This is a genomic window from Algibacter aquimarinus, assembly GCF_039543265.1.
In the GTDB taxonomy this organism is placed as follows: Bacteria; Bacteroidota; Bacteroidia; order Flavobacteriales; family Flavobacteriaceae; genus Algibacter_B; species Algibacter_B aquimarinus.
This window is the reverse complement of record NZ_BAABJK010000004.1, coordinates 1153895-1177230: the sequence shown is the minus strand read 5'-3', so window position 1 is coordinate 1177230 and position 23336 is coordinate 1153895. Positions and strand designations below refer to the sequence as shown.

Sequence of the window (23336 nt, the reverse complement as noted above, 5' to 3'; positions counted from 1 at the left end):
ATAAAAAGATCCCACTTTCTGGCTCATAACAATCATAAGCTTAAGAAGATTCTGTACTTTTGTTAATGAATAAAACTCTCAAGGTTGATAAATTCCATCAGATTGGAATAGATTTTATAAATATTTGAATATGGTTTAATTACAGAACCCAAATGCTTTTAACAAATAAAAAACTGCTCTCGGGGAAGAGCAGTTTTTTTTGATATTGATTTCCGAGCTTAAAGGAAACCAGTATCCAGATCTAACCAAAAATCTAAAATTTAATAGCGAAACCAGTATAAACACCTATAAAGAAGGGTCTAAAATCGCCAGAAGTATTATTAAATGTATTAATTTGATATTTAAACATAGGTTCTAAATTAAAGTCTATTTTTTTAGACATTTGATAATTTAGCCCCAAACCAAAATTAGCACTGTAACTTATTTTATTTATGTTAGTTGCTTCACCTAAAAATATTCTTTCACCGCCATTAGCTTCAGAAAATATTTTATTATCACTCAAAAAGAATGAACTAAAACCACCAATTAAATTAACTCCAAATTTTCTGTTTGAAAGTGCATACTGAATTTCAAGAGGCACTTCAATATATCCTAAATCTTGGTTAATCGAGGTATTTGTAGCTAAAGAGCTTGGAACCCTACTGTTAGTTAAATTTTCTCCGCTTATAACAGATATAGTTTCTGAGCTTCCGTTAGAAAACGCATCTGCAGTAGAACTAGTGTTCCCTACACTAACGTTTTGAAGAGTACTTGAACTACTAAGGCCTACAGATTGAAATACAACAACATTATTAGTGTTGTAACCTAAATTAACTCTATTTATACCAGAACGAATACTTAGCTTTTTGTTTATAGCGTAGCTAGCAGAAATACCGTAGCTCATATTTAAGTCGCCTGTTTTTGAGTTGCTATTAAATTGAGGATCGATAGAAGAGCCCTCTCCTAAAGTATTAAAGTAAACAGGTGCAGCATTTGGAGCAATACTCCACCTATTTAGCTTCTCTTCTTCAATAATATCGTTGTCTTTATTAATAGCCTCTTCTAAAGTTAAACTATTATCTTCTTTGTTTTTTTCAACATTAAAGTTGTCTTTTACTTCATCTTTATAAGAATTGTTTTGTGCAATTCCCGTTTTATTATTTGAAGAATTATTTAAAATTTCAGAGGCTTTATTTTTATCAATTAAAGCCTCAGCATCTTTAGTTTGAGTTTTTTCGATAGTATTATTTTCTTCTTCTTTTATATTTGCAGCAATTGCAGCAATTGCAGCAATTGCAGTTTTAGTTTTTAAACCCGAATTTATATTTTTTGGTTTATTGTTGGATGGGAGATTCTTGTTTATTTTACTCTCGTTTTTGTTTTGAGAATTGGAAGTTTCAGTAATTAATGTTTCCTTTTGGTTTACAATATTATCTTTAGATACATCCTTAGTGTTTTCAGTTTTAGTATTAGCTATAGCTTCATCAACTTCATTTGAATTATTTTTATTTTGAGAGTTGTTATTGGTTATTACTTCCTTGTTTTTATTCAATTCTTCAAACACTTCATTTTTATCGTCAGACGATTTTATGGAGTTGTTTTCTGTATCAACTATTTGATTTTTTTGTGTTTCATCATCATTGATAAATAAATTAATACCAACAGTTAATAATAATAAAAGTAAAGCAGCAATACCAGCGTAGCGCCACCATATAGGAATAACTCTGCGTTTTTTCTTTTTTTGGTTAAGTTCAGCTTCAATATTTTCCCAAACAGCATCACTGGGTGTCGCCTCAAAATCTTTAAAGCTTTCCTGAAATAACCGATCTATATGTTTTTTATCACTCATTATAAGGATTGTAAACTTTGTGTCGTTTTATAATTTTCAATAGTTTGTTTCAAAGTCTGTCTAGCACGCGCTAAATTAGATTTTGATGTGCCAACAGTTATTTTTAACATATTGGCAATTTCTTTGTGCGAATACCCGTCAAGTACATATAGGTTAAAAACCAATCTATACCTATCTGGTAATTCTTGAATTATTTGTAACAGATAATCGATAGAGATATCATTCTCATCAACTTCTATTTCAACATCTTCAATGGTGTTTTCATTTATAATATCAAAAACTTTTTCGTTTCTGTATCGCTGTAACACCGTGTTTATTGTTATACGCTTTAACCAACCTTCAAAAGAACCTTTACTTTTATATTGCTCTATTTTATTAAAAATAATTAAAAAAGCATCTTGTAAATTATCTTCAGCTTCTGCATAATTACGCGAATACTTTAAGCAAACAGAGAATAGCTTACTCGAAAAGAGTTTATATAGTTCTCCTTGTGCTTTAGTATCATCAATTTTACATTTTTCTATGAGTTGATTTAAACTCAAATTAAACACGTATTAATTAATAACTAAATTTTAATCTACAACTGGCACCTCTATGGTTAAGTATTGGTCTTCTCCATCAATATCTTCACCTTGCCAAAACTTAAAGATATAAGAACCGTTGCTGGTTACAATAAAATTAAAAGTTTCTTCAACCAAAACATCTTCAAGGTCGCTGCAATTGTTTTCTTCGAATACAATATTTATTGGGGCAACAGTACGAATGTTATTTTCTTTTAAATAATAAAATTCTTTAAAAGTATGGCATGTAGAAGGCCTAAAATAAGAAACAGTTATTGGATATGTTTGCCCTATTTCAAACTCACTAGGTATGTCTACACTGTCAACTGTTAAAACCTCAAAACTATAATTTGTACCCTCGTCAACACTACAGGAGGCAAATAATACAAGTGTTAAGCAAATTACAATTAATCTTTTCATAGCAATTAATATTTCCTTTTTAAATACATGTTTGCTATTTGTAGATGCAAATGAGGTTAAAAGGTTGCGTAGAAAAACAAAAAATCCCGAAGAATCGGGATTTTTATAATTATTTAGCCTTTTATGGCGGTTTTAATTTTCTCTTCGAGTTCTTCAAAAAGTTCGGGGTTATCTTTTATTATGGACTTTACGGCATCTCTACCTTGCCCTAATTTAGTGTCATCATAACTAAACCAAGAACCACTTTTCTTTACAATTTCAAGCTCTACGGCAACATCTAGTATTTCTCCAACTTTACTAACGCCTTCTCCGTACATAATATCGAATTCTGCCATTTTAAATGGAGGAGCTACTTTATTTTTAACCACTTTAACTCTGGTTTTATTTCCTAAAACACTACCGTTACTATCTTTAATTTGGGTAGAACGACGAATATCTAATCTAACAGAAGCATAGAATTTTAGTGCATTACCACCTGTTGTGGTTTCTGGGTTACCAAACATAACGCCAATTTTTTCACGTAATTGATTAATGAAAATTACCGTACAATTAGTCTTGCTAATAGAGCCAGTAAGTTTTCTTAACGCTTGCGACATTAAACGTGCATGAAGCCCCATTTTAGAATCTCCCATTTCACCTTCAATTTCACTTTTTGGTGTTAATGCTGCTACAGAATCTATAACAACAATATCGATAGCGCCAGAACGAATTAAATTATCGGCAATCTCTAAAGCTTGTTCACCATTGTCGGGTTGAGATATAATAAGATTATCAATATCTACACCTAATTTCTCTGCATAAAAACGATCAAAAGCATGTTCTGCATCAATAAAAGCAGCAATACCACCAGCTTTTTGCGCTTCGGCAATAGCATGTAGCGTAAGAGTTGTTTTACCAGACGATTCTGGACCATAAATTTCTACAACTCTACCACGTGGATAACCACCAACACCCAAAGCAATATCTAAACCTAAAGACCCTGATGGAATGGCATCAACGTCAACAACAGCAGCATCGCTCATTTTCATTACAGTTCCTTTCCCGTAAGCTTTATCTAATTTATCTAATGTAAGTTTTAATGCTTTTAATTTAGCGTCTTTTTCACTACTCATTTTTATATTTTTTCACAAGTTATTCGTGCTAAAATACTACATCTTTTATCATGATACAATAATAGTTTTCAACATAAATCCTGAATATTTAAAGCCCTTTTTACACAGTTGAAAAAATAAAAAGAACGAAACCACGCAACCTTTTAATATTAAATGCATCTATAAACTGAAAAGGAAAAATTTTTTGCTATGAAATTTGCCAATTGAGAATTGAATCGACTAACTCAAACTCAGCTGAAAGCACCATAAACATTTGTTTTGGTGCTTTTTTTCTTCAATAAATTGTGTCGTTATCTTAAAATTGTACTTTTGCCTTTTAATTATTCTCTAACCTTATAAATTAGTATAGCATGCAACTGTACAATACATTAAGCGCAAAAGAAAGAGCGGAATTAATCGAAAAAGCAGGCAAAGATCGATTAACACTTTCTTTTTATCAGTACGCCAAAATTGAGAATCCTCAAGAATTTCGAGATCATTTATTTTTAACCTGGAACGCTTTAGATGTTTTAGGTAGAATTTATGTTGCCCAAGAAGGTATAAATGGCCAACTGTCTCTACCAGCAGATCGTTTTAACGATTTTAAAACACATCTCGACACCATAGACTTCTTAAAAGGAATCCGTTTAAATATTGCCGTAGAGCAAGACAACATGTCGTTTTTAAAACTTAAAGTAAAAGTGCGGAACAAAATTGTTGCTGATGGCTTAAACGACGATACGTTTGATGTTACAAATAAAGGTATACATGTAGACGCTGAACAATTTAATAATCTTATCGAAGATGAAAAAACGGTTTTAGTAGATATGCGAAACCACTACGAAAGTGAAATAGGACATTTTAAAAATGCTGTAACACCAGATGTAGATACCTTCAGAGAGTCATTAGATATTATTGAAGATGATTTAAAATCTCATAAAGAGGATAAAAATCTAGTGATGTACTGCACAGGAGGAATCAGATGCGAAAAAGCTAGTGCTTACTTTAAGCATAAGGGTTTTAAAAATGTGTATCAGTTAGAAGGCGGTATTATTGAATACACTCGACAGATAAAAGAGCATAATCTTGAAAATAAATTTCTTGGAAAGAATTTTGTTTTTGATGAACGCCGTGCAGAAAAAATAAGTGATGATGTTATTGCTAAATGCCACCAATGTGGTGCACCCGCAGATATTCATACCAATTGTGCTAATGATGCCTGTCATCTACTTTTTATTCAATGCGATACTTGTAAAGAAGAGATGAATAACTGTTGTTCAGATAATTGTAAAGAAATTCATGCTTTGCCTTACGAAGAGCAAAAAGCTCTCAGAAAAGGACAAGGCAATAGTAACGACATTTTTAAAAAAGGGCGAGCAGACCATTTGCCTTACAAAAAAGATTTAAGAAATATTTTTGAGGTTTTGAAGAAAAAAGAGATTTAAAACGCTTAGAAATTCTAACTAAAAATCTTCCTTTTTAAGTCTGTATAATAATCTTATCTTTACTTTTTTAAAAGATTTATGAACCTTCATTCGTAATAATTTAATTATTAACGAATTCAATATATATAAATATGGCTTGCGCTAGTTGCTCAACTAAAGACGGCTCCCCAAAAGGCTGCAAAAATAACGGTACTTGTGGTACCGACAGTTGCAATAAATTAACAGTATTCGATTGGTTGTCAAACATGTCGCTTCCCAATGGAGAAAAACCGTTTAATTGGGTTGAAGTTCGTTTTAAAAACGGCAGAAAAAATTACTACAAAAACCCTGAAAATTTAAGCTTAAGCATTGGCGATGTTGTTGCAACTCAAGCTCAATCTGGGCACGATATAGGCATGGTTACCCTTACTGGAGAACTGGTAAGAGTACAAATGAAGCGTAAAAATATCTCTGAAGAAGGTGATGATATTTTAAAAATATATAGAAAGGCTAGTCAGAAAGATATTGATATTTGGCAAAAAGCACGCGATAAGGAAGAGCCAATGAAAGTGAAAGCTCGACAATTTGCTATCGATTTAAGGCTTCAAATGAAGATATCTGATATTGAGTTTCAAGGCGATGCTAGTAAAGCTACATTTTATTATACCGCTGAAGAGCGCGTAGATTTTAGAGAATTAATAAAAGTATTTGCACGCGAGTTCAGAACACGTATAGAAATGAAACAAGTTGGTTTCCGTCAAGAAGCTGCAAGGCTTGGTGGTATTGGATCTTGTGGGCGCGAATTGTGTTGCTCTACTTGGTTAACAGATTTCCGTTCAGTAAGTACCTCTGCGGCGCGTTATCAACAATTATCGCTGAATCCTCAAAAATTAGCTGGGCAATGCGGAAAATTAAAATGCTGTTTAAATTATGAGCTAGACACCTACCTTGATGCGCTTAAAAGTTTCCCGAAAACAGATATTAAATTAAAAACCGAAAAAGGAATAGCTGTTTGTCAAAAAACAGATATTTTTAAAGGGCATATGTGGTATGCTTACGAAGGTGAGTGGATGAATTGGCACAAAATAACTACAACCCAAGCCAATGAAATTATTGAAGCCAACCAAAAAAATGTAAAAATTACAAGTCTTGAAGAATTTGCTTTAGACCTTGTAGAAGATACTAAAACTGAGTTTGAGAACGTTGTAGGACAAGATAGTTTAACACGCTTCGATAGTCCAAAACGTAATAACAAACGTAAAAATAATAGAAGAAAAAGGAATCAGGGAAATAAAAATAATGCATCAAACAGAAATGCTAATCAAAAAAACAACCCTAACCAGAATAATAGAAAAAAGAATAATAAAAGAAAACCCAAACCTCAAAACAACAATAATGTTGCAAAATAGTAAGCTTTTATTTTTATTATTATGTACTGTTTTATTTGTGTCTTGCGATTCAAATCGTGTGTTTGATGAATATAAGTCGGTGCCCAATTCATGGCATAAAGATGAAGTTATTAGTTTTAAAGTAAATCCTGCAGATTCAATTTCAAACTATAATTTGTTTGTTAACTTAAGAAATACCAATGCCTACAAATACAATAATTTATTTTTAATTGTAGAAATGGTATTTCCACATGGTAAAACAATAAAAGATACTTTAGAATATAAAATGGCTGAACCAAGTGGAAAGCTTTTAGGAACAGGGTTAACAGATACTAAAGAAAATAAGTTGTGGTATAAAGGACTAGATAAACCATTCGTTTTTGAAGAATCTGGAGAGTATACAATTAATATTCAGCACGCCATGAGAGAGAACGGAAAAGTTAATGGCGTTACAGAACTTGAGGGTATAACAGATATAGGTTTTAGAATAGAAACTCCTTCAGTCGAATAAAATAATTTAATATTTAAGAATTTAATAGACTTCAAAACTTAAGATATTTAATCGATGGCAAAAGCAAAAAAAGAAATAAAAACTGTTCAAGATTTTTCCAAATTCGTTCGTTGGTTTTGGATATTATTTTCTGGAGGTATTTTATTAGCGATATTAATATTTTTGTTAGCTTCATGGGGTGTATTTGGCGAAATGCCTGACCACACGCAATTAGAAAACCCTAGAACTAACTTAGCAACAGAGATTATTTCCTCAGATGGAAAAACCTTAGGAAAATTTTATTTCAAAGACAATAGAACTCCTGTAAATTATAATGAATTATCACAAGACCTTGTAGATGCTTTAATTGCTACAGAAGACGTTCGTTTTCATGAACATTCAGGAATTGATGCTAGAAGTACTTTAAGAGCATTTTTCTTTTTAGGAGGAAAAGGTGGGGCTAGTACAATTTCACAACAACTATCAAGACAATTATTTGTTGGCGTTGCCTCTCCAAATACCATTAGTAGATTAACTCAAAAAATTAAAGAGTGGGTTATAGCAACCCGTTTAGAGCGTCAGTATACCAAAGAGGAAATCATGGCTCAGTATTTTAATATTTATGATTTTGGAAATAACGGAGATGGTATTAGAAGTGCATCAAGTATTTATTTTGATAAAGAACCAAAAGATTTAAGTTTAAAAGAATCTGCAATGCTAGTGGGTATGTTTAAAAACTCTTCCTTATATAACCCAAGAAGAAATCCAATTGGAGTTAAAAACAGACGTAATGTGGTTTTAGCGCAGATGGAAAAATATGGTTATATAACGGAAGCAGTAAAAGATTCACTTCAAAAAACAGAGTTAGATTTAAAATATACACCACAATCACACCGTGATGGCATTGCAACATATTTTAGAGGTTATTTAGATGGTTTTATGAAGGATTGGATTAAAGAAAATCCAAAACCAGATGGTACAAAATGGAATTTATACAACGATGGTTTAAAGATTTATACAACTATCGATTCTCGTATGCAGAAATATGCAGAAGACGCCGTACAACAGCATATGCCAAGGTTACAAGCTGAGTTTTTCCATCAAAATACTCCAGAAAGAAACCCAACAGCTCCTTTTTTAGATCTTGAAAAAGAAGAGGTTGAAGCTTTAATGAAACGCGGAATGAGACAATCTGAGCGTAGAAGGCACATGAAATATGATTTAAAAAAATCTGACAAAGAGATTGAAGCTTCGTTCTATAAACCTACTCAAATGAGTGTTTTTGCATGGAAAGATGGTAAGCCTTCTGAGATAGATACTATAATGAAGCCTATAGACTCAATGCGTTATTATAAATCTTTTTTAAGAACAGGAATGATGTCAATGGACCCCCAAACAGGTCATGTAAAAGCTTGGGTTGGAGGCATGAATTACAGGCACTTTCAATACGATATGGTAAAACAAGGGAAGCGTCAAATAGGTTCTACATTTAAACCTTTTGTATATACTACGGCGATAGATCAATTGCATTATTCGCCTTGCGATGTGTTCCCAGATGTTCCATTTTGTATTGAAGCCAATAAATATGGAAACCCAGAAGAATGGTGCCCAAGAAACTCAAATGGAGCAACAGACTATGGAGGAACAAGAACACTAAAGAATGCCTTAGCTAATTCTGTAAACACTATTACCGCAAGATTAATTGACAAAGTAGGGCCACAACCAGTAGTAGACCTTGCAAAAAAGTTAGGAATAGAATCAGAAATTCTTCCGGTTCCCTCTATAGCTTTAGGAACACCAGATTTAAGTGTTTACGAAATGGTAGGAGCATATTCTACGTTTGCTAATAAAGGAGTTTACACAAAACCTGTAATGGTAACTACTATTGAAGATAAAAATGGTACTATTTTGTATCAGTTTAAACCAGAAACTAGAGACGTTATAAGTGAAGAAACTGCATATGTAACCGTTAAATTGATGGAAGGTGTTACTCAATCTGGTTCAGGAGCAAGACTAAGAGGAAAGGGTAAAGATGCATATAGGGCAGATTTTAGAGAAGTAGTAACAGGTTACCCGTATGAATTTACAAATCCCATAGCAGGTAAAACAGGGACTACGCAAAACCAAAGTGATGGATGGTTTATGGGTATGGTTCCTAATTTGGTAACAGGTGTTTGGGTTGGTGCTGAAGATAGAGCTGCACATTTTAAAAGTATAACCTACGGACAAGGCGCAGCTATGGCTCTACCTATTTGGGGTGTTTACATGAAAAGTTGTTATGCAGATGAAACCTTAAACATATCAAAAGCAGAATTTGAAGAGCCCAAAGAACTTTCTATTAATGTAGATTGTACAAAAGCTATAGAAGATGTTATTGACGATAAAACAGATGATACTCCAGATGATTTAGATTTTAATTAATCACATTAAACAGAATATAGATAAAAGTCATTCTTTCAAGAATGGCTTTTTTTATTTGCTATTATTAGTATCTCCTTATTCAATTATTCGTAAATTTATAATGATAAAATTGAATTATAATGATTAACAAAAAAGTAGCAAATGTTAAAGATGCACTTACAGGTGTTTCAGATCATATGACTTTTATGCTTGGCGGTTTCGGACTTAGCGGAATACCAGAAAATGCTATTGCTGAACTAGTTAAGCGTGGGGTAAAAGAAATAACCTGCATTTCTAATAATGCTGGAGTTGACGATTTTGGTTTAGGCTTACTGCTTCAGAAAAAGCAAATCAAGAAAATGGTGTCGTCTTATGTGGGTGAAAATGATGAATTTGAAAGGCAAATGCTATCTGGTGAATTAGATGTAGAATTAATTCCTCAAGGTACTTTAGCAGAACGTTGTAGAGCAGCTCAAGCAGGGTTTCCTGCTATATATACACCAGCAGGTTATGGAACTGAAGTAGCTGAAGGAAAAGAAACGCGCGAGTTTGACGGTAAAATGTATGTTTTAGAACATGCCTTTAAAGCAGATTTTGCTTTTGTGAAAGCATGGAAAGGAGATGAAGCAGGAAATTTAATTTTTAAAGGCACTGCTAGAAATTTTAATCCAAATATGTGTGGTGCAGCAAAAATTACTGTTGCAGAGGTTGAAGAATTGGTGCCGTTAGGTGAGTTAGACCCAAATCAAATTCATATACCAGGAATTTTTGTGCAACGTATTTTTCAGGGTGAAGTTTATGAAAAGCGAATTGAACAGCGAACAGTAAGACAAAAAAATTAATTATGTTAGACAAAACGGGTATAGCGAAACGTATTGCAAAAGAAGTACAAGATGGGTTTTATGTAAACCTTGGTATTGGTATCCCAACACTTGTAGCTAATTATGTTAGAAACGATATTGAAGTTGAGTTTCAAAGCGAAAACGGTGTTTTAGGTATGGGACCATTTCCTTTTGAAGGTGAAGAAGATGCCGATGTTATTAATGCAGGAAAGCAAACCATTACAACCTTACCTGGAGCCAGTTTTTTTGATTCCGCAATGAGTTTTTCAATGATTCGTGGCCAACACGTAGATTTAACCATTTTAGGAGCCATGGAAGTTGCTGAAAATGGAGATATTGCCAATTGGAAAATTCCAGGACGTATGGTAAAAGGAATGGGAGGCGCTATGGATTTAGTAGCCAGTGCAGAAAATATTATTGTAGCTATGATGCATACTAACAAACGAGGAGAATCTAAACTTTTAAAACAATGCTCATTGCCCTTAACTGGTGTGGCCTGTGTAAAAAAAATTGTTACAAATTTAGCTGTGTTAGAAGTTACCAAAAAAGGATTTAAACTTTTAGAACGTGCTCCGGGTGTTTCTGTTGATGAGATTAAAAATGCAACAGAAGGCACTTTAATTATTGAAGGCGATATACCAGAAATGGCTTTTTAGATTTAAGTCAAAATATAATAAAGTCGATGAAATGTTAAATATAAATGCATTTCATCGATTTTTTTTGTTTTTAATCTGATTTATTGAAAATGTATTCTATATTAGCTGTCCCCAAAAAAACCAAATAATTATAGATTTTCCCAAATCTACTATAAACTTTAACTTATGAATCTTGCAACAAATCTACCTGAACAACCTACTAATGAAGAAAGCAAATTCAAAGAAACTGTAAAAGAAAATTTAGAGTTTTTGAAAAGCTTAGTTTATTTAACAAAAAAAATATTCATGCTATAATCCTTTAGGTATAGCATGAATTAATTTTTTTGTATACTCTTTTTTAGGAGATGCATATATAATATCAGCGTCGTCTAATTCTTCAATCTTTCCTTGATTCATAACTAGCAATTGGTCACTCATATATTTCACAACAGCTAAATCGTGAGAAATAAAAATATAAGTAAAACCAAAATCTGCTTTAAGTTCATTCAATAAATTAAGTACTTGCGCTTGAACAGAAATGTCTAGTGCAGAAACAGACTCATCACAAACAATAAGCTTAGGCTGCAAAGCAATAGTTCTTGCGATACCTATTCGTTGCCTTTGCCCTCCAGAAAATTCATGAGGATAACGGTTAAAATAATTATCAGACAAACCAACACGATTTAAAATATCAATTGCTTTTTCCTTTCTTTCACTATCAGAATTGTAAAGCTTGTGCACTTTCATTGGTTCCATAATTGCTTCACCCACAGGAACTCTAGGGTTTAATGATGAATATGGATCTTGAAATATAATTTGAATATCTTTTCTAAGTTTTCTCGTTTCCGTTTTATTCAATTTGGTAATATCAACACCGTTATATAAAATTTTTCCCGCTGTGACTTTATCTAATTGAAGAATAGCATTACCAAGGGTAGATTTTCCGCAACCAGATTCTCCTACTAAACCTAAAGTTTCACCTTCATACAATTTAAAACTTACGTTATTTACAGCTTTAAAAGATTCAGTTTTTGCAAATAATCCTGATTTAGAAATATATTCCTTTTCAACATTTATAACTTCTAAAAGTGGCGGCTTGCTATAAAGTTTTTCATGATTTTTTTGACGTTGCACACTAGATACAATTTCAGTTGAAATAGTGTCATTTAAATAATCTTGAATAGTAGGCAATATTTTTAATCGCGTATTTAAAGATGGACGAGAATTTATTAACGCCTTGGTATAATTATGTTGAGGGTTTTTGAAAATATCAGAAACTAATCCTTGCTCAACAATGTTACCTTTAAACATAACCAAAACTCTATTGGCAATCTCAGAAATTAAAGCTAAATCATGAGTAATAAAAATAATACTCATTTTAGTGGCTACCTGTAACTCTTTTAGTAAGCTAATAATATCTTTTTGCACGGTAACATCTAATGCAGTTGTGGGTTCGTCCGCAATTAAAATATCGGGTTTACAGGCTATTGCCATGGCTATCATAACCCGTTGTTTTTGTCCACCAGAAATTTCATGCGGGTATGATTTAAAAACACGATTAGCATCCGGCAGTTTTACTTTTTCAAAAAGGGAAATTGTTTCATCCTTTGCGTCTTTTTTAGATAGTTTTGTATGCTGTAGTAATATTTCTTGAACCTGTTTACCGCAGGCCATGGACGGGTTTAAAGAACTCATAGGTTCTTGAAAAATCATGGCTATTTTTTTGCCTCTTATTTTTTGAAATAATTTTGGCGACAAGGTTGTTAAATCATACCCTTTATAGGTAATGCTGCCAAAATTAATTTTCGAAATTTTTTTAGGAAGAAGTCCTAATATAGCTAAAGAAGAAACAGATTTTCCTGAACCAGATTCGCCAACAATTCCTAAAATTTCATTTGTATTTAAAGTATAAGAAATGGAGTGAATAATTTCATTTTCACCAAATGAAATAGAAAGATTTTCGACTTTTAAAATAGGGTCTTTTACCATTTAAATATGAATAATTTCGTCATCTGTTAAAATGTCATCACCTCGTAATCTTAAAAATATTTGAGCTACAGCAATGGTGTCTTTTTCACAATAGGTAACTATACGGTCAATGTCATTTTCTTCATAATAAACCCTATAAACTTCACTGCCGTCAATATCATCTTTAGGTGATGGAATCCCTAAAACACTAGTCATTAATTTTAATGAGGTGTAGGTTTTGTAGTCGCCAAACTTCCATAATTCTAATGTGTCTAAATGAGGAACTTCCCACGGTTTTTTTCCAAACAAATTAAGTTTATATGGAAGCTCTATATTATTAATAATCATACGTCGTGCGATATAAGGAAAATCAAATTCCTTTCCATTGTGTGCACAAAGTAAATGTTTGGTTTGGCTGAAATGAGAAATTAATAAGCTTTTAAAATCTTTAAGAATTTTAATTTCATCACCAAAAAAAGAGGTTGTTCTAAAGGTTCGTAGATCGTTTAGAATATTAAAATACCCCACAGAAATACAAACTATTTTACCAAATTCTGCCCAAATACCTGCATGATCGTAAAACTCTTCTGCTGTAAAATCATCTTTTCTTTGATACTGCGATTTATGTTCCCAAAGAGCTTGTTTGGTTTCATCTAAATCTGAAAAATATTGTGTTTCTGGAACAGTTTCAATGTCCAAAAATAAAATGTTTTCAAGATTGAGTTTACTAATCATTATTCGAGCATTTTATAAGCTTCTTCAATATAAACAGTAATATCATTGGTAAATCTACCAACGCCTTCATCAGGTGATTTTCTATGACCCAATCGCACAATAATTATATTATCATTTGGCTCTACAATAACGTATTGTCCTAAATGCCCACGCATCATAAAAAAGTGTTTGCTCCCAATGTCTTTCATCCACCAACCGTAACCATATTGAGGGCTTTCTTTAAAACGAGGTGTAATAGATTTTGCCACAAATGCAGAATCTAAAAGCTGTTGTCCTTTCCATTTGCCACCATCTTTATATAATTTACCAAAACGAGCAAAATCCTTGGCACTACTAGAGATACAACAAAATGCTTTTGCTAATCTGTTTTCATCATCATCAAGTTGCCATAAGGCATCATTAGTTGCTCCTAGAGGTTTCCAAAAACTTTCCGAGAGATAATTTGCTAATGATTTTTCAGAGGCTTTTTGAATAATCATTCCAAGTAATTGCGTATCACCACTTGAATATTTAAATGATTTCCCAGGTGTTTTTACTATTTTTTGATTTAGAATAGTTTCAGCTAAATCATCATCATAGTTAGCTCGTGCAGTTATTGAAAACGGACTTGTATAATGCTCTATCCAATCTAAACCTGAAGCCATTGACGCTAAGTCGCCAACTGTTGTTTGTGTATCACCATATTCAGGATAAAAATCAGTAATTAACTGGTCTAAACTTTCAATATAACCATCCATAATAGCCTTACCTAGTAATGACGTTACAATGCTTTTTGCCATTGAAAACGAATTAGTTTTGGAGTTTTCATCAAATCCATCATAATAGTTTTCAAACCAAACACTATCATTTTTAATAATTACATAAGCAACTGTTCCCCAGTCTTTATTAACACGAGATAGCTTTTCAGTCTCTTTTAAAGTGTTATAGTTTTTGTGATTGGGCCAAGGATTTGATTGCTCTCCCTTTTTTATAATGTCATTTTCAAAATACGGGTAATCATCAATAAAAGCGGTGTTGTGTCCTGTTAAATAAACAACTCTTACTCCTTTTATAATATAGCCATAATCGAAAACATATAACAAAAGAATTATTAAGCCAATGATTAACACTAACCATTTAAAAACCTTTTTAATAAATTTCATTTAATTGAGTTTAGTTGAATTAAATATAATAAATATTTTAAGTAAAGCTAATTAAAATAGAGATTGCTGTTTATAAGGGCTTTCGTGATTTAAAAGCCACTGTTTTCTGTGTAAACCTCCTGCATATCCTGTAAGAGAACCATCGCTTCCAATTACTCTGTGGCAAGGAATAACTATCCAAAGTGGGTTTTTTCCATTGGCATTTGCTACAGCTCTAATCGCTTTTACATCTCCGTACTGTTTTGAAAGCTCTAAATACGAGGTAGTTTTTCCATAAGGGATAGCTTCGAGAAGTTTCCAAACTTTTTTTTGAAAATCAGTACCTATTGGGTTTAATTTTAAATCGAATTGTTTACGATTTCCTTCAAAGTATTCGTTGAGTTGAATTACACAATCTTCCAATTCAACTGGTATGATATCTGTAATTTTTTCCTCGGAATTTAAAATCGAAATTGAAGATATCCCATTCACATCACCACAAATTTTAGTAAACCCTAAAGGTGAATTGATGATGCATTCCTCCATTATTCAGCAGGCTTATCTTCTTCTATTATTCCTAACTTTTTGGCACGCGCTTCCCAACTTTTTCTAGCAAGATGTTGAAGATCTGAAACATTATCGCTCTCGTCCATAATTTCAAGACCTAGTAAAGTTTCAATAACATCCTCCATAGTTACCAAACCGCTTACAGAGCCGTATTCGTCTACCACCATTGCCATGTGGTTTCTGCTCTCAACAAGCTTTTCGAACAAGGTTGGAATAGGCAAATTTCTATTTACAACAATAATATCGCGTTTTAATTCAGATAGCTTTTTGGTATTATTATCTAAAGCCATTTCCTTAAAAATTTCATCTTTAAGCACAAGGCCAGTAATGTTATCGGGATCGTTTGTATACACTGGAATTCTTGAAAAGCGAATATTTAAATTTCTTTTAAAAAAGTCTTCAACTGTATTGGTTTCATCTTCAGTTTTCATAACTGTTCTTGGGGTCATTACATCTTTGGCAAAAATTTCTTTAAACGTCAATAAGTTTTTGATGATTTTACTTTCGTTTTCTTGAAAAACACCTTCTTCGTGTGCAATTTCGGTCATAGCCATAAAGCCTTCTCTACTTAAAACACTACCGTGCCCTTTGCCTCCAATAAGTTTTGTAGTAAGCTGTAATAACCATAATATCCCGGTCCATTTTAAAGGAAAAATTAAAACTAGTAGTGTTTTTGAAGCAAAATTAGCCAGCCCTTTCCAATAGGTTGCTCCAATAGTTTTTGGGATAATTTCAGAGGCGACCAAGATTAAAAAGGTCATAATTGCAGAAACTACGCCAACCGTATTTATGCCCCAAAGTTCAATTTTATAAGGTAAACTTTCAGCTTCAATACCTACCATCATGGCACCTAAAGTGTGTGCAATGGTATTTAGTGTAAGTATGGCAATTAGAGGTTTATCTACGTCTTTTTTTAATTCTTCTAAAGTAGTTGCGTAATCTTTGCCTTCTTGTTTTTTAACGTTGATAAACGTGGGTGTTACGCTCAGTAGAACAGCTTCAAGAATAGAACATAAAAACGAAAAGAAAATGGAGATTGTTGCCCAAAAAATTAGTGCACTCATTGAATAGGTTTTAGTTAATGGCTAATTTACGAAAGTAATTTAACTAACTATTATATTTGAAAGTGAGATTAATCTCTTAAATTTATGGAAAGAAAATAAAACATGTTTTTTAAGAATAAGTGTTGTTTATTATTAATTGTTTTATGTAATGTGTTTAGTTGGTCTGCTAAATCACAAAATACAATTTCCAATAAAAAGCCATCAAAGAAAGCTTTTGCCGAAAAAATATACCTTCAGTTAAGCAATACTGTTTTTACCACCGGCGAAGCTATTTGGTACAAGGCCATTGTAACCAATACCATAAACCAATTTACAAAACGAAGTAGCGTTTTGTATGTCGATCTTATAGATTTCGATGAAAATATTATAGATACAAAAACGCTAAAACTAGAAAACGGTTTATCTGATGGTTTTTTTGATTTAAGTGATACTTTACCATCGGGGCGCTATTTAATAAGAGCTTACACGCAATGGAATAGAAATTTTGGACAAGACTTTATTTATGAACACTACATCGATGTACTTTCATTAGAGGCTATAAATAATGAAGCTATTATTAGAAACATTGCGCTCACTGAAACAAATGACAATCAACTAAAGTTAGGCGCAAGCATCTTTCCAGAAGGTTTAAAAGCCGATTACAATAAAGATTTAAAAGTTTATATTCAGTCGGAAGATATACTGGACTCAATTGAAGTTAAAAGAAAAAACAAACAATATGTGTTGGATTATATCTTGCCAAAAGATTTAATTACAGTAAAGCTCAAGGTAAAGTTAGAAGACACCAAATTAAAAAACCGTAAGCGCAAAAAAGAGAGTACATACTCCAAAACTATTGCTTTAAACAAAGATTTTTTAGACCTACAGTTTTTTCCAGAAGGCGGAAAACTAATTGATGGTTTTACAAATAAGGTAGGCTATAAATCTATTAATTACAAAGGCTTAGGTGAAGCGGTTAGTGGACATATTGTTGATGAAAGCGATAACGTTATTGGCTCATTTTCTACAAATATCTTAGGTATGGGATTTACTTTTTTTAAACCTAGGAAAAACAAAACGTACTATGGAAAGATAATAAGTGAAAAAGGAGTTGCTTATAAATATCCGCTACCACAAGTTATGGCTAAGGGATACATACTAAACGTTATGGAAACCCAAGACTATTTAAGGTTAAATATTAAAAGTAATATTAAAAACACCGATAGTTTATATTTTCAAGTACGAAGTCGTGGCGTATTAATACGTGAACATAGTTTTAAATTAAAGCAAAGCATGCACGAAGCCTTCATTAAAAAAACAGACCTTCCTAATGGTATAGTAAACATTACGTTGTTTACTGGTAATGATGCACCAGTTTGCGAACGCTTAATTTTTAATTACAAGGAAGAAAAAATACTAAATATAACTGCAAAAACCGACAAGAATTTTTTTGGAAAACGCGAGAAAACGACATTACATGTATCGGTTTCAGATATCGATAGCAACCCCGTTGAAGCAAATTTTTCTGCTCTGGTATTAGATAAAAAAAAATTAGGTTCAGAAAAAAAGGCGCAACCTAATATGTTATCCTATTTTTTATTAAACTCAGAATTAAAAGGATTTATTGAAAATCCTAATCATTACTTTAATGCAGATAATACACTTAGAAAACGCGATATAGAAGCACTAATGCTAACACAAGGTTGGCGAGATTATGTTTATGATAAAACGGATACGGACATAAATTTTGAATTTCAACCCGAAACAGATATATTTTTATCTGGGCGAGTAAACTCTGTTTTTAATAAAAACAAAATCCCTAAAAAGCCTGTTAATCTCACTATGGTTACAAAGCCATCTTTAGGTATTTACACTACAGAGACCGATAGTTTGGGTACATTTGCTTTTAATATGAATAATCATTTTGCAGATGAACAAAATATATTAATTCAGTCTACAAATAAAAGAGGCGCCGCAAAAAATTATAATATCACCCTAAACGACCCGATAGCACCACCAAAAGTGAATTATAAAACCGAAGAAACCGTTACACTAGCCGATACAATTTATAAGGCTTTTATAGAAGAAAGTATTGTTCAGTACAATACCAATAACGATTTTAAAACCACAAGCGAAACAGTTGCTTTAGATGCAGTAGAATTAACGGGATATAATGTAACACCCGAGCGCGAGAAGATATTTAAATTGCATGGTCCACCCGATGTGGTAATAGAAAACGAAGAACTGGTAGAAGAAGAGGAAAAATGGATGTCTGGGTTGTATGATCTTCTTAGAATTAAGTTTCCACATGATATTGCGTTCAGAGAATTACCAAGGCCTTTTGGAGGAGTTTATGACATAGCATATGTTACTAAGGCAGATTTGACTGTCTATTATATTGATGGCGAAGTAGTTCTAGGTAGAGACTATCTTTTACTACCCTATCTCTCCATCGAAAATATTAAAAGTGTAGAAATTTTAGAAAGACCTAAAGGTGCGTTTTTGGATCATATTACGGACGCATTTCCTAGGATGTCTGCAGAGGGACAAGTTAGACTAGCAAGTGCATATATTGCAGTTGTTAGTATATACACTTATGGTAGCAGCGGACTAGCAGCTCTTGAATCTACCAAAGGTATTTTTCAAGGAAAAGTTTCTGGGTTTTCAGCCAAACGTGAATTTTATGCACCTAAGTATGATAAACTAGAAGATGAAGATTGGAATGTTCCAGATTTGCGTTCAGTTATCCATTGGAAACCTTTGGCACAAACTGATGAAGATGGAAATGCAAACGTTGAGTTTTACAATGGCGATAATATTGGCGATATGTTGGTTGTTATAGAAGCTATTTCACTAGATGGTAAAATAGGGTATTTTGAAACAACATATAACGTAGAAGAAAAAAACGAAAACTGATTAACATGAAAATACTTAGCGTTAATACTATAGTTTTAGTTTGTTTTCTATCGTTTTCAACCTGTATTTTAAAAGCACAAGAAACCAGCAATACAAACGGAATATTGAAATTGTCTTATGCTGAAAAAATATACCTTCAATTAAGCAATACTGTTTTTACAACAGGAGAGACTATATGGTATAAGGCCATTGTAACCAATACCATAAACCAACCTACAAAGCTTAGTGGCGTTTTATATGTAGAACTTATTGATTTTGATGAAAATATTATAGATACGAAAACGCTAAAATTGGAAAATGGATTATCTGATAGTTTTTTTGATTTAGATGAAAAGCTAACTTCAGGAAGGTATTTAATTAGAGCCTACACAAAATGGAATAGAAATTTTGGAGAAGACTTTTTTTTCAAACAATATATTAATGTGTTTTCTATCCTACCCATAGAAAAACAAGACGTTATAACCAATATTGTATTGAGAGAAACTAGTAATGACCAATTAAAAATAACCGTAAAACTGCATCCAGAAAGCATAAAGGAAGATTATAAAAAAGATTTAAAAGTATATATCCTTTCGGAAGATTTTAAAGATTCTGTTGAAGTAAAAAGAATAGATAAACAATATGCTCTAGAATATACGGTTCCCAAAGATTTAATCAAGGTTGAACTAAAGGTAAAACTAGAAGACACCAAACTAAAAAACTTCAAGCGTAAGGTTGAAAGTACCTATTCAAAAACCATTGCTCTAAATAAGGATTATTTAGACGTTCAATTTTTTCCAGAAAGCGGAAAAATGATAGATGGACTTACAAACAATATAGCTTATAAAGCTATTAATTATAAAGGTTTAGGTAAAGTAATTAGTGGACACATAGTTGATGAAACAGATAGCATAATCACACCTTTTACCACGAATAAATTAGGGATGGGGTTTGTGTATTTTAAACCTGATAAGCATAAAACCTATTATGGCAAAATTCTAAGAACTAATGGCGTTGCTTATAAATACCCATTGCCGGAAGTTATGGAGTATGGCTATGTTTTAAGCATAGGAGAAACAAGTGACTACGTTAGCTTTAGGGTAAAGAGTAATATAAAAACTGAAGACAGTCTTTATGTTAAAGTTAAAAGTAGAGGTGTTTTAATCCGAAAACATCCTTTTATTTTAGAAAACGGAATTCATGAAGCTTTAATTAAAAAAGCAGAAATACCCAATGGCATTGTAAATATTACGCTCTTTAATAGTAATAAAGTGCCTATTGGCGAACGTCTTTTTTTTAACCTAGATGAAGAAAATATTTTAAATATAGCATTAGAACTGGACAAAACAATTTACACTCAGCGTGACAAAACATCATTAAATTTAGCTTTTACTAATAAGAAGAATGAAGGTATTGCCACCAATTTTTCTGCATTAGTAATAGACAATGACAAATTAAATTCAAACCGAAATGAGCAACACAACATATTATCCTATTTTTTATTGCATTCAGAATTAAAAGGTTTTATAGAAAAACCTAATACATATTTTGATAAAAATAATATGTATAGAAAGCGCAACCTAGACGCTTTAATGTTAACTCAAGGTTGGAGTAATTATGTATTTAGTAAACGTGACTCCATTTATAATTTTGATATAAAGCCAGAAACTGGTTTGAGTATTTCAGGTAAAGTACGGTCTGTTTTTAATGTGAATAAACCTCCTAAAAAAAGGGTAGATTTAACAATGCTTACTTCTGGAGAACCACCAGGAATTTATACCCAAACTGTAGACAGTATCGGGAATTTTGTGTTTAATCTAGATGATCATTTTAGGAACCAACTTGATATCCTTATACAATCCTCAAATAAAAAAGGTAAGGCTAAAAATTTTAATTTAGAGTTAGACAAACCTATGCCCGAACCAAGGATAGTTTATGAAAGAGAGGAAACGATAGCCTTACCAGACACCATAATTACTGAGTTTTTAAAGAAAAAGACAGAAGAAAGGCGAGCAGCAGGTGGTTTTAACCTCTCTGATGATACTGTAGAACTTAATGCGGTAGAGCTTACAGGTTATAACGTAACTCCAGAACGTGAAAAATTATTTAGATTACATGGGGCTCCTGATGTGGTTATTGAGAACAAGGAACTGGCAAAAGAAGAAGAGAAATGGATGTCAGGGCTATATGACCTTCTTAGAACTAAATTTCCAGACGATGTTTATTTTGAAAATGTAAGTTTCCCAGCTAAAGCATTTGATCTTGTGACTCATGACCCATCGGTTACGCCTGTGGATACTATAGTTAAATCTCTTGAAGTCCCCAAAATTGCAAATACAAATCATGCTTTCGTATTTATAGATGGAGAAATAGTTGAAGGTATAGACTATCCGTTATTGCCTTTTCTAGCTGTTGAAAACATAAAGAGTGTAGAGGTTTTAAGAAGGCCTAATGGTAGCCTTTTACAATATTACCAGGAGGCATTTCCTAGAAATGATATAATTGAAATTAAAAAAATGATTGCCCATCAGGTACCAATTATTGGAATCATTAGTATATACACACATGGCAGTAATGGTATTGCAGCACTTTTGCCCCCCAAAGGTGTATATAAAGGCACAATTCCCGGGCTTTCAGCCAAACGTGAGTTTTATACTCCTAAATATGAAACTTTAAAAACTAAGGATTGGGACATTCCAGATTTACGCTCTGTTATCCATTGGAAGCCTTTAGCACAAACTAATGAAGAAGGAAATGCTAAAGTTGAGTTTTACAATGGAGATAATACAGGCGATATGCTTGTTGTAATTGAAGCTATTTCAACAGATGGTAAAATAGGGTATTTTGAAACAACATATACTGTTGATAAGAGATTAGAAAGCAACTAAGAAAGCAACTTTACAACATCCTTAGCAAAGTAACTTGCTATAATATCAGCTCCAGCACGCTTAAAAGCAGTAGTGGTTTCCATCATAATTTGGTCGTGGTCTAGCCAACCTTTTTCAGCAGCGGCTTTTATCATGGCGTATTCTCCAGAAACTTGATACACAGCAACAGAGACATCAACTTCATTTTTTATCTCACGCAGAATGTCTAAATAAGAAATGCCTGGTTTTACCATCACAATATCAGCGCCTTCATCAATATCCATTTCGGTTTCTCTGATGGCTTCAAAACGATTCCCATAATCCATTTGATAGGTTTTTTTATCCTTTGGGATATCAACTAAATCTACAGGAGCAGAATCTAAAGCATCACGAAATGGTCCGTAAAATGCCGAAGCATATTTTGCAGAATAACTCATAATGCCGGTGTTGATAAAGCCTTCATCTTCTAAAGCTTCGCGGATAGTAAGAATGCGACCATCCATCATATCACTTGGTGCCACAAAATCAGCACCAGCTTGCGCATGAGAAATACTCATATCTGCTAAAAACTCAGCAGTTTCATCGTTAATTATTTGTCCATTTTCAATAATACCATCATGTCCGTAAACAGAATATGGATCAAGAGCCACATCAGTCATGACCAACATATCTGGGCAAACATTTTTAACGGTTTTAATAGCGCGTTGCATTAATCCGTTGGGGTTTAAGGCTTCTTTTCCTTGATTATCTTTTAAATTATCTGGCACTTTTACAAAGAGTAATACCGATTTTAAACCTAACTTCCAAAGTTCTTTAACCTCGCCTTCAAGCAAATCTAAACTGAAACGAAAGTAATTTGGCATCGATGGGATTTCATCTTTTATGCCTTTACCTTCAACTACAAAAAGCGGTACTAAAAAATCGTTTGGTGTTATAACGGTTTCACGAACTAATGATCGAATGGCTTCGTTGGTTCTTAATCTTCGGTTTCTTCTTAATGGGAACATAGTAAAATGTTTTATTATTTTAGATAGGTTTCGACTGCGCTCAACCTGACATTTG

The 23336-nt window shown here is 32.6% G+C and carries 18 protein-coding genes; 8 read left to right on the top strand and 10 right to left on the bottom strand.

Going from position 1 to position 23336, the window contains the following annotated elements; translation table 11 throughout:
- Positions 1-253 precede the first annotated feature (253 nt).
- From ABD939_RS07950 to recA, 4 genes are all read right to left on the bottom strand, one after another.
- Positions 254-1828 (bottom strand): hypothetical protein, encoded by a 1575-nt coding sequence (locus ABD939_RS07950; protein WP_345166711.1) that lies wholly within the window; start codon positions 1826-1828, stop codon positions 254-256.
- Positions 1828-2370 (bottom strand): RNA polymerase sigma factor, encoded by a 543-nt coding sequence (locus tag ABD939_RS07945; RefSeq protein WP_345166707.1) that lies wholly within the window; start codon positions 2368-2370, stop codon positions 1828-1830. Before ABD939_RS07945 ends, ABD939_RS07950 begins: the two co-directional genes overlap by 1 nt.
- A gap of 30 nt (positions 2371-2400) precedes the next feature.
- Positions 2401-2808 (bottom strand): hypothetical protein, encoded by a 408-nt coding sequence (locus ABD939_RS07940; RefSeq protein WP_345166705.1) that lies wholly within the window; start codon positions 2806-2808, stop codon positions 2401-2403.
- Between the two features lie 113 nt (positions 2809-2921).
- Positions 2922-3920 (bottom strand): recombinase RecA, encoded by a 999-nt coding sequence (gene recA / locus ABD939_RS07935; protein WP_345166703.1) that lies wholly within the window; start codon positions 3918-3920, stop codon positions 2922-2924.
- A 350-nt stretch (positions 3921-4270) separates the two neighbouring features.
- Between recA and trhO the strand changes: the two genes are divergently transcribed.
- From trhO to ABD939_RS07905, 6 genes are all read left to right on the top strand, one after another.
- Complete coding sequence (trhO, locus tag ABD939_RS07930) at positions 4271-5344, top strand: oxygen-dependent tRNA uridine(34) hydroxylase TrhO (protein WP_345166698.1); 1074 nt, start codon at positions 4271-4273, stop codon at positions 5342-5344.
- 131 nt (positions 5345-5475) lie between these two features.
- Complete coding sequence (locus ABD939_RS07925; protein WP_345166696.1) at positions 5476-6732, top strand: PSP1 domain-containing protein; 1257 nt, start codon at positions 5476-5478, stop codon at positions 6730-6732.
- Entirely contained in the window at positions 6719-7222 is a 504-nt protein-coding gene (locus ABD939_RS07920; protein WP_345166691.1) for a gliding motility lipoprotein GldH, read from the top strand. The genes ABD939_RS07925 and ABD939_RS07920 overlap by 14 nt, the downstream gene beginning before the upstream one ends.
- A gap of 54 nt (positions 7223-7276) precedes the next feature.
- Positions 7277-9622, top strand: coding sequence for a penicillin-binding protein 1A (locus ABD939_RS07915; protein ID WP_345166688.1), 2346 nt, complete (start codon positions 7277-7279; stop codon positions 9620-9622).
- Between the two features lie 119 nt (positions 9623-9741).
- Positions 9742-10443: a CoA transferase subunit A gene (locus ABD939_RS07910; protein ID WP_345166685.1), complete on the top strand. Its 702-nt coding sequence runs from the start codon at positions 9742-9744 to the stop codon at positions 10441-10443.
- A gap of 2 nt (positions 10444-10445) precedes the next feature.
- On the top strand, positions 10446-11099 hold the full coding sequence (locus tag ABD939_RS07905) for a 3-oxoacid CoA-transferase subunit B (RefSeq protein ID WP_345166684.1): 654 nt from the start codon (positions 10446-10448) through the stop codon (positions 11097-11099).
- 288 nt (positions 11100-11387) lie between these two features.
- On the opposite strand, the gene ABD939_RS07900 is transcribed toward ABD939_RS07905, so the two are convergent.
- The 5 genes from ABD939_RS07900 to ABD939_RS07880 are packed head-to-tail and all read right to left on the bottom strand — an operon-like array spanning position 11388 to position 16533.
- Entirely contained in the window at positions 11388-13067 is a 1680-nt protein-coding gene (locus ABD939_RS07900) for an ABC transporter ATP-binding protein (RefSeq protein ID WP_345166680.1), read from the bottom strand.
- The gene (locus tag ABD939_RS07895; protein WP_345166678.1) at positions 13068-13781 is read right to left on the bottom strand and encodes a 3'-5' exonuclease; all 714 of its coding nucleotides are present in this window, start codon (positions 13779-13781) and stop codon (positions 13068-13070) included.
- Positions 13781-14923 carry a serine hydrolase domain-containing protein gene (locus ABD939_RS07890; RefSeq protein ID WP_345166675.1) on the bottom strand — a complete coding sequence of 381 codons (1143 nt, stop codon included), beginning with the start codon at positions 14921-14923 and terminating at the stop codon, positions 13781-13783. The genes ABD939_RS07895 and ABD939_RS07890 overlap by 1 nt, the downstream gene beginning before the upstream one ends.
- Before the next feature lie 51 nt (positions 14924-14974).
- Entirely contained in the window at positions 14975-15448 is a 474-nt protein-coding gene (locus ABD939_RS07885; protein WP_345166673.1) for a methylated-DNA--[protein]-cysteine S-methyltransferase, read from the bottom strand.
- Positions 15448-16533: a CNNM domain-containing protein gene (locus ABD939_RS07880; protein ID WP_345166671.1), complete on the bottom strand. Its 1086-nt coding sequence runs from the start codon at positions 16531-16533 to the stop codon at positions 15448-15450. Before ABD939_RS07880 ends, ABD939_RS07885 begins: the two co-directional genes overlap by 1 nt.
- 102 nt (positions 16534-16635) lie before the next feature.
- Between ABD939_RS07880 and ABD939_RS07875 the strand changes: the two genes are divergently transcribed.
- Both ABD939_RS07875 and ABD939_RS07870 read left to right on the top strand, forming a co-directional pair.
- Positions 16636-19428, top strand: a complete 2793-nt coding sequence (locus ABD939_RS07875) for a hypothetical protein (protein WP_345166668.1) — start codon at positions 16636-16638, stop codon at positions 19426-19428.
- Positions 19429-19433: 5 nt separating this feature from the next.
- The gene (locus ABD939_RS07870) at positions 19434-22295 is read left to right on the top strand and encodes a hypothetical protein (RefSeq protein ID WP_345166665.1); all 2862 of its coding nucleotides are present in this window, start codon (positions 19434-19436) and stop codon (positions 22293-22295) included.
- Here the strand turns inward: ABD939_RS07870 and hemB are convergent.
- Positions 22292-23281: a porphobilinogen synthase gene (gene hemB / locus ABD939_RS07865; RefSeq protein WP_345166662.1), complete on the bottom strand. Its 990-nt coding sequence runs from the start codon at positions 23279-23281 to the stop codon at positions 22292-22294. The two genes, ABD939_RS07870 and hemB, sit on opposite strands and share 4 nt — an antisense overlap.
- Between the last annotated feature and the right edge of the window lie 55 nt (positions 23282-23336).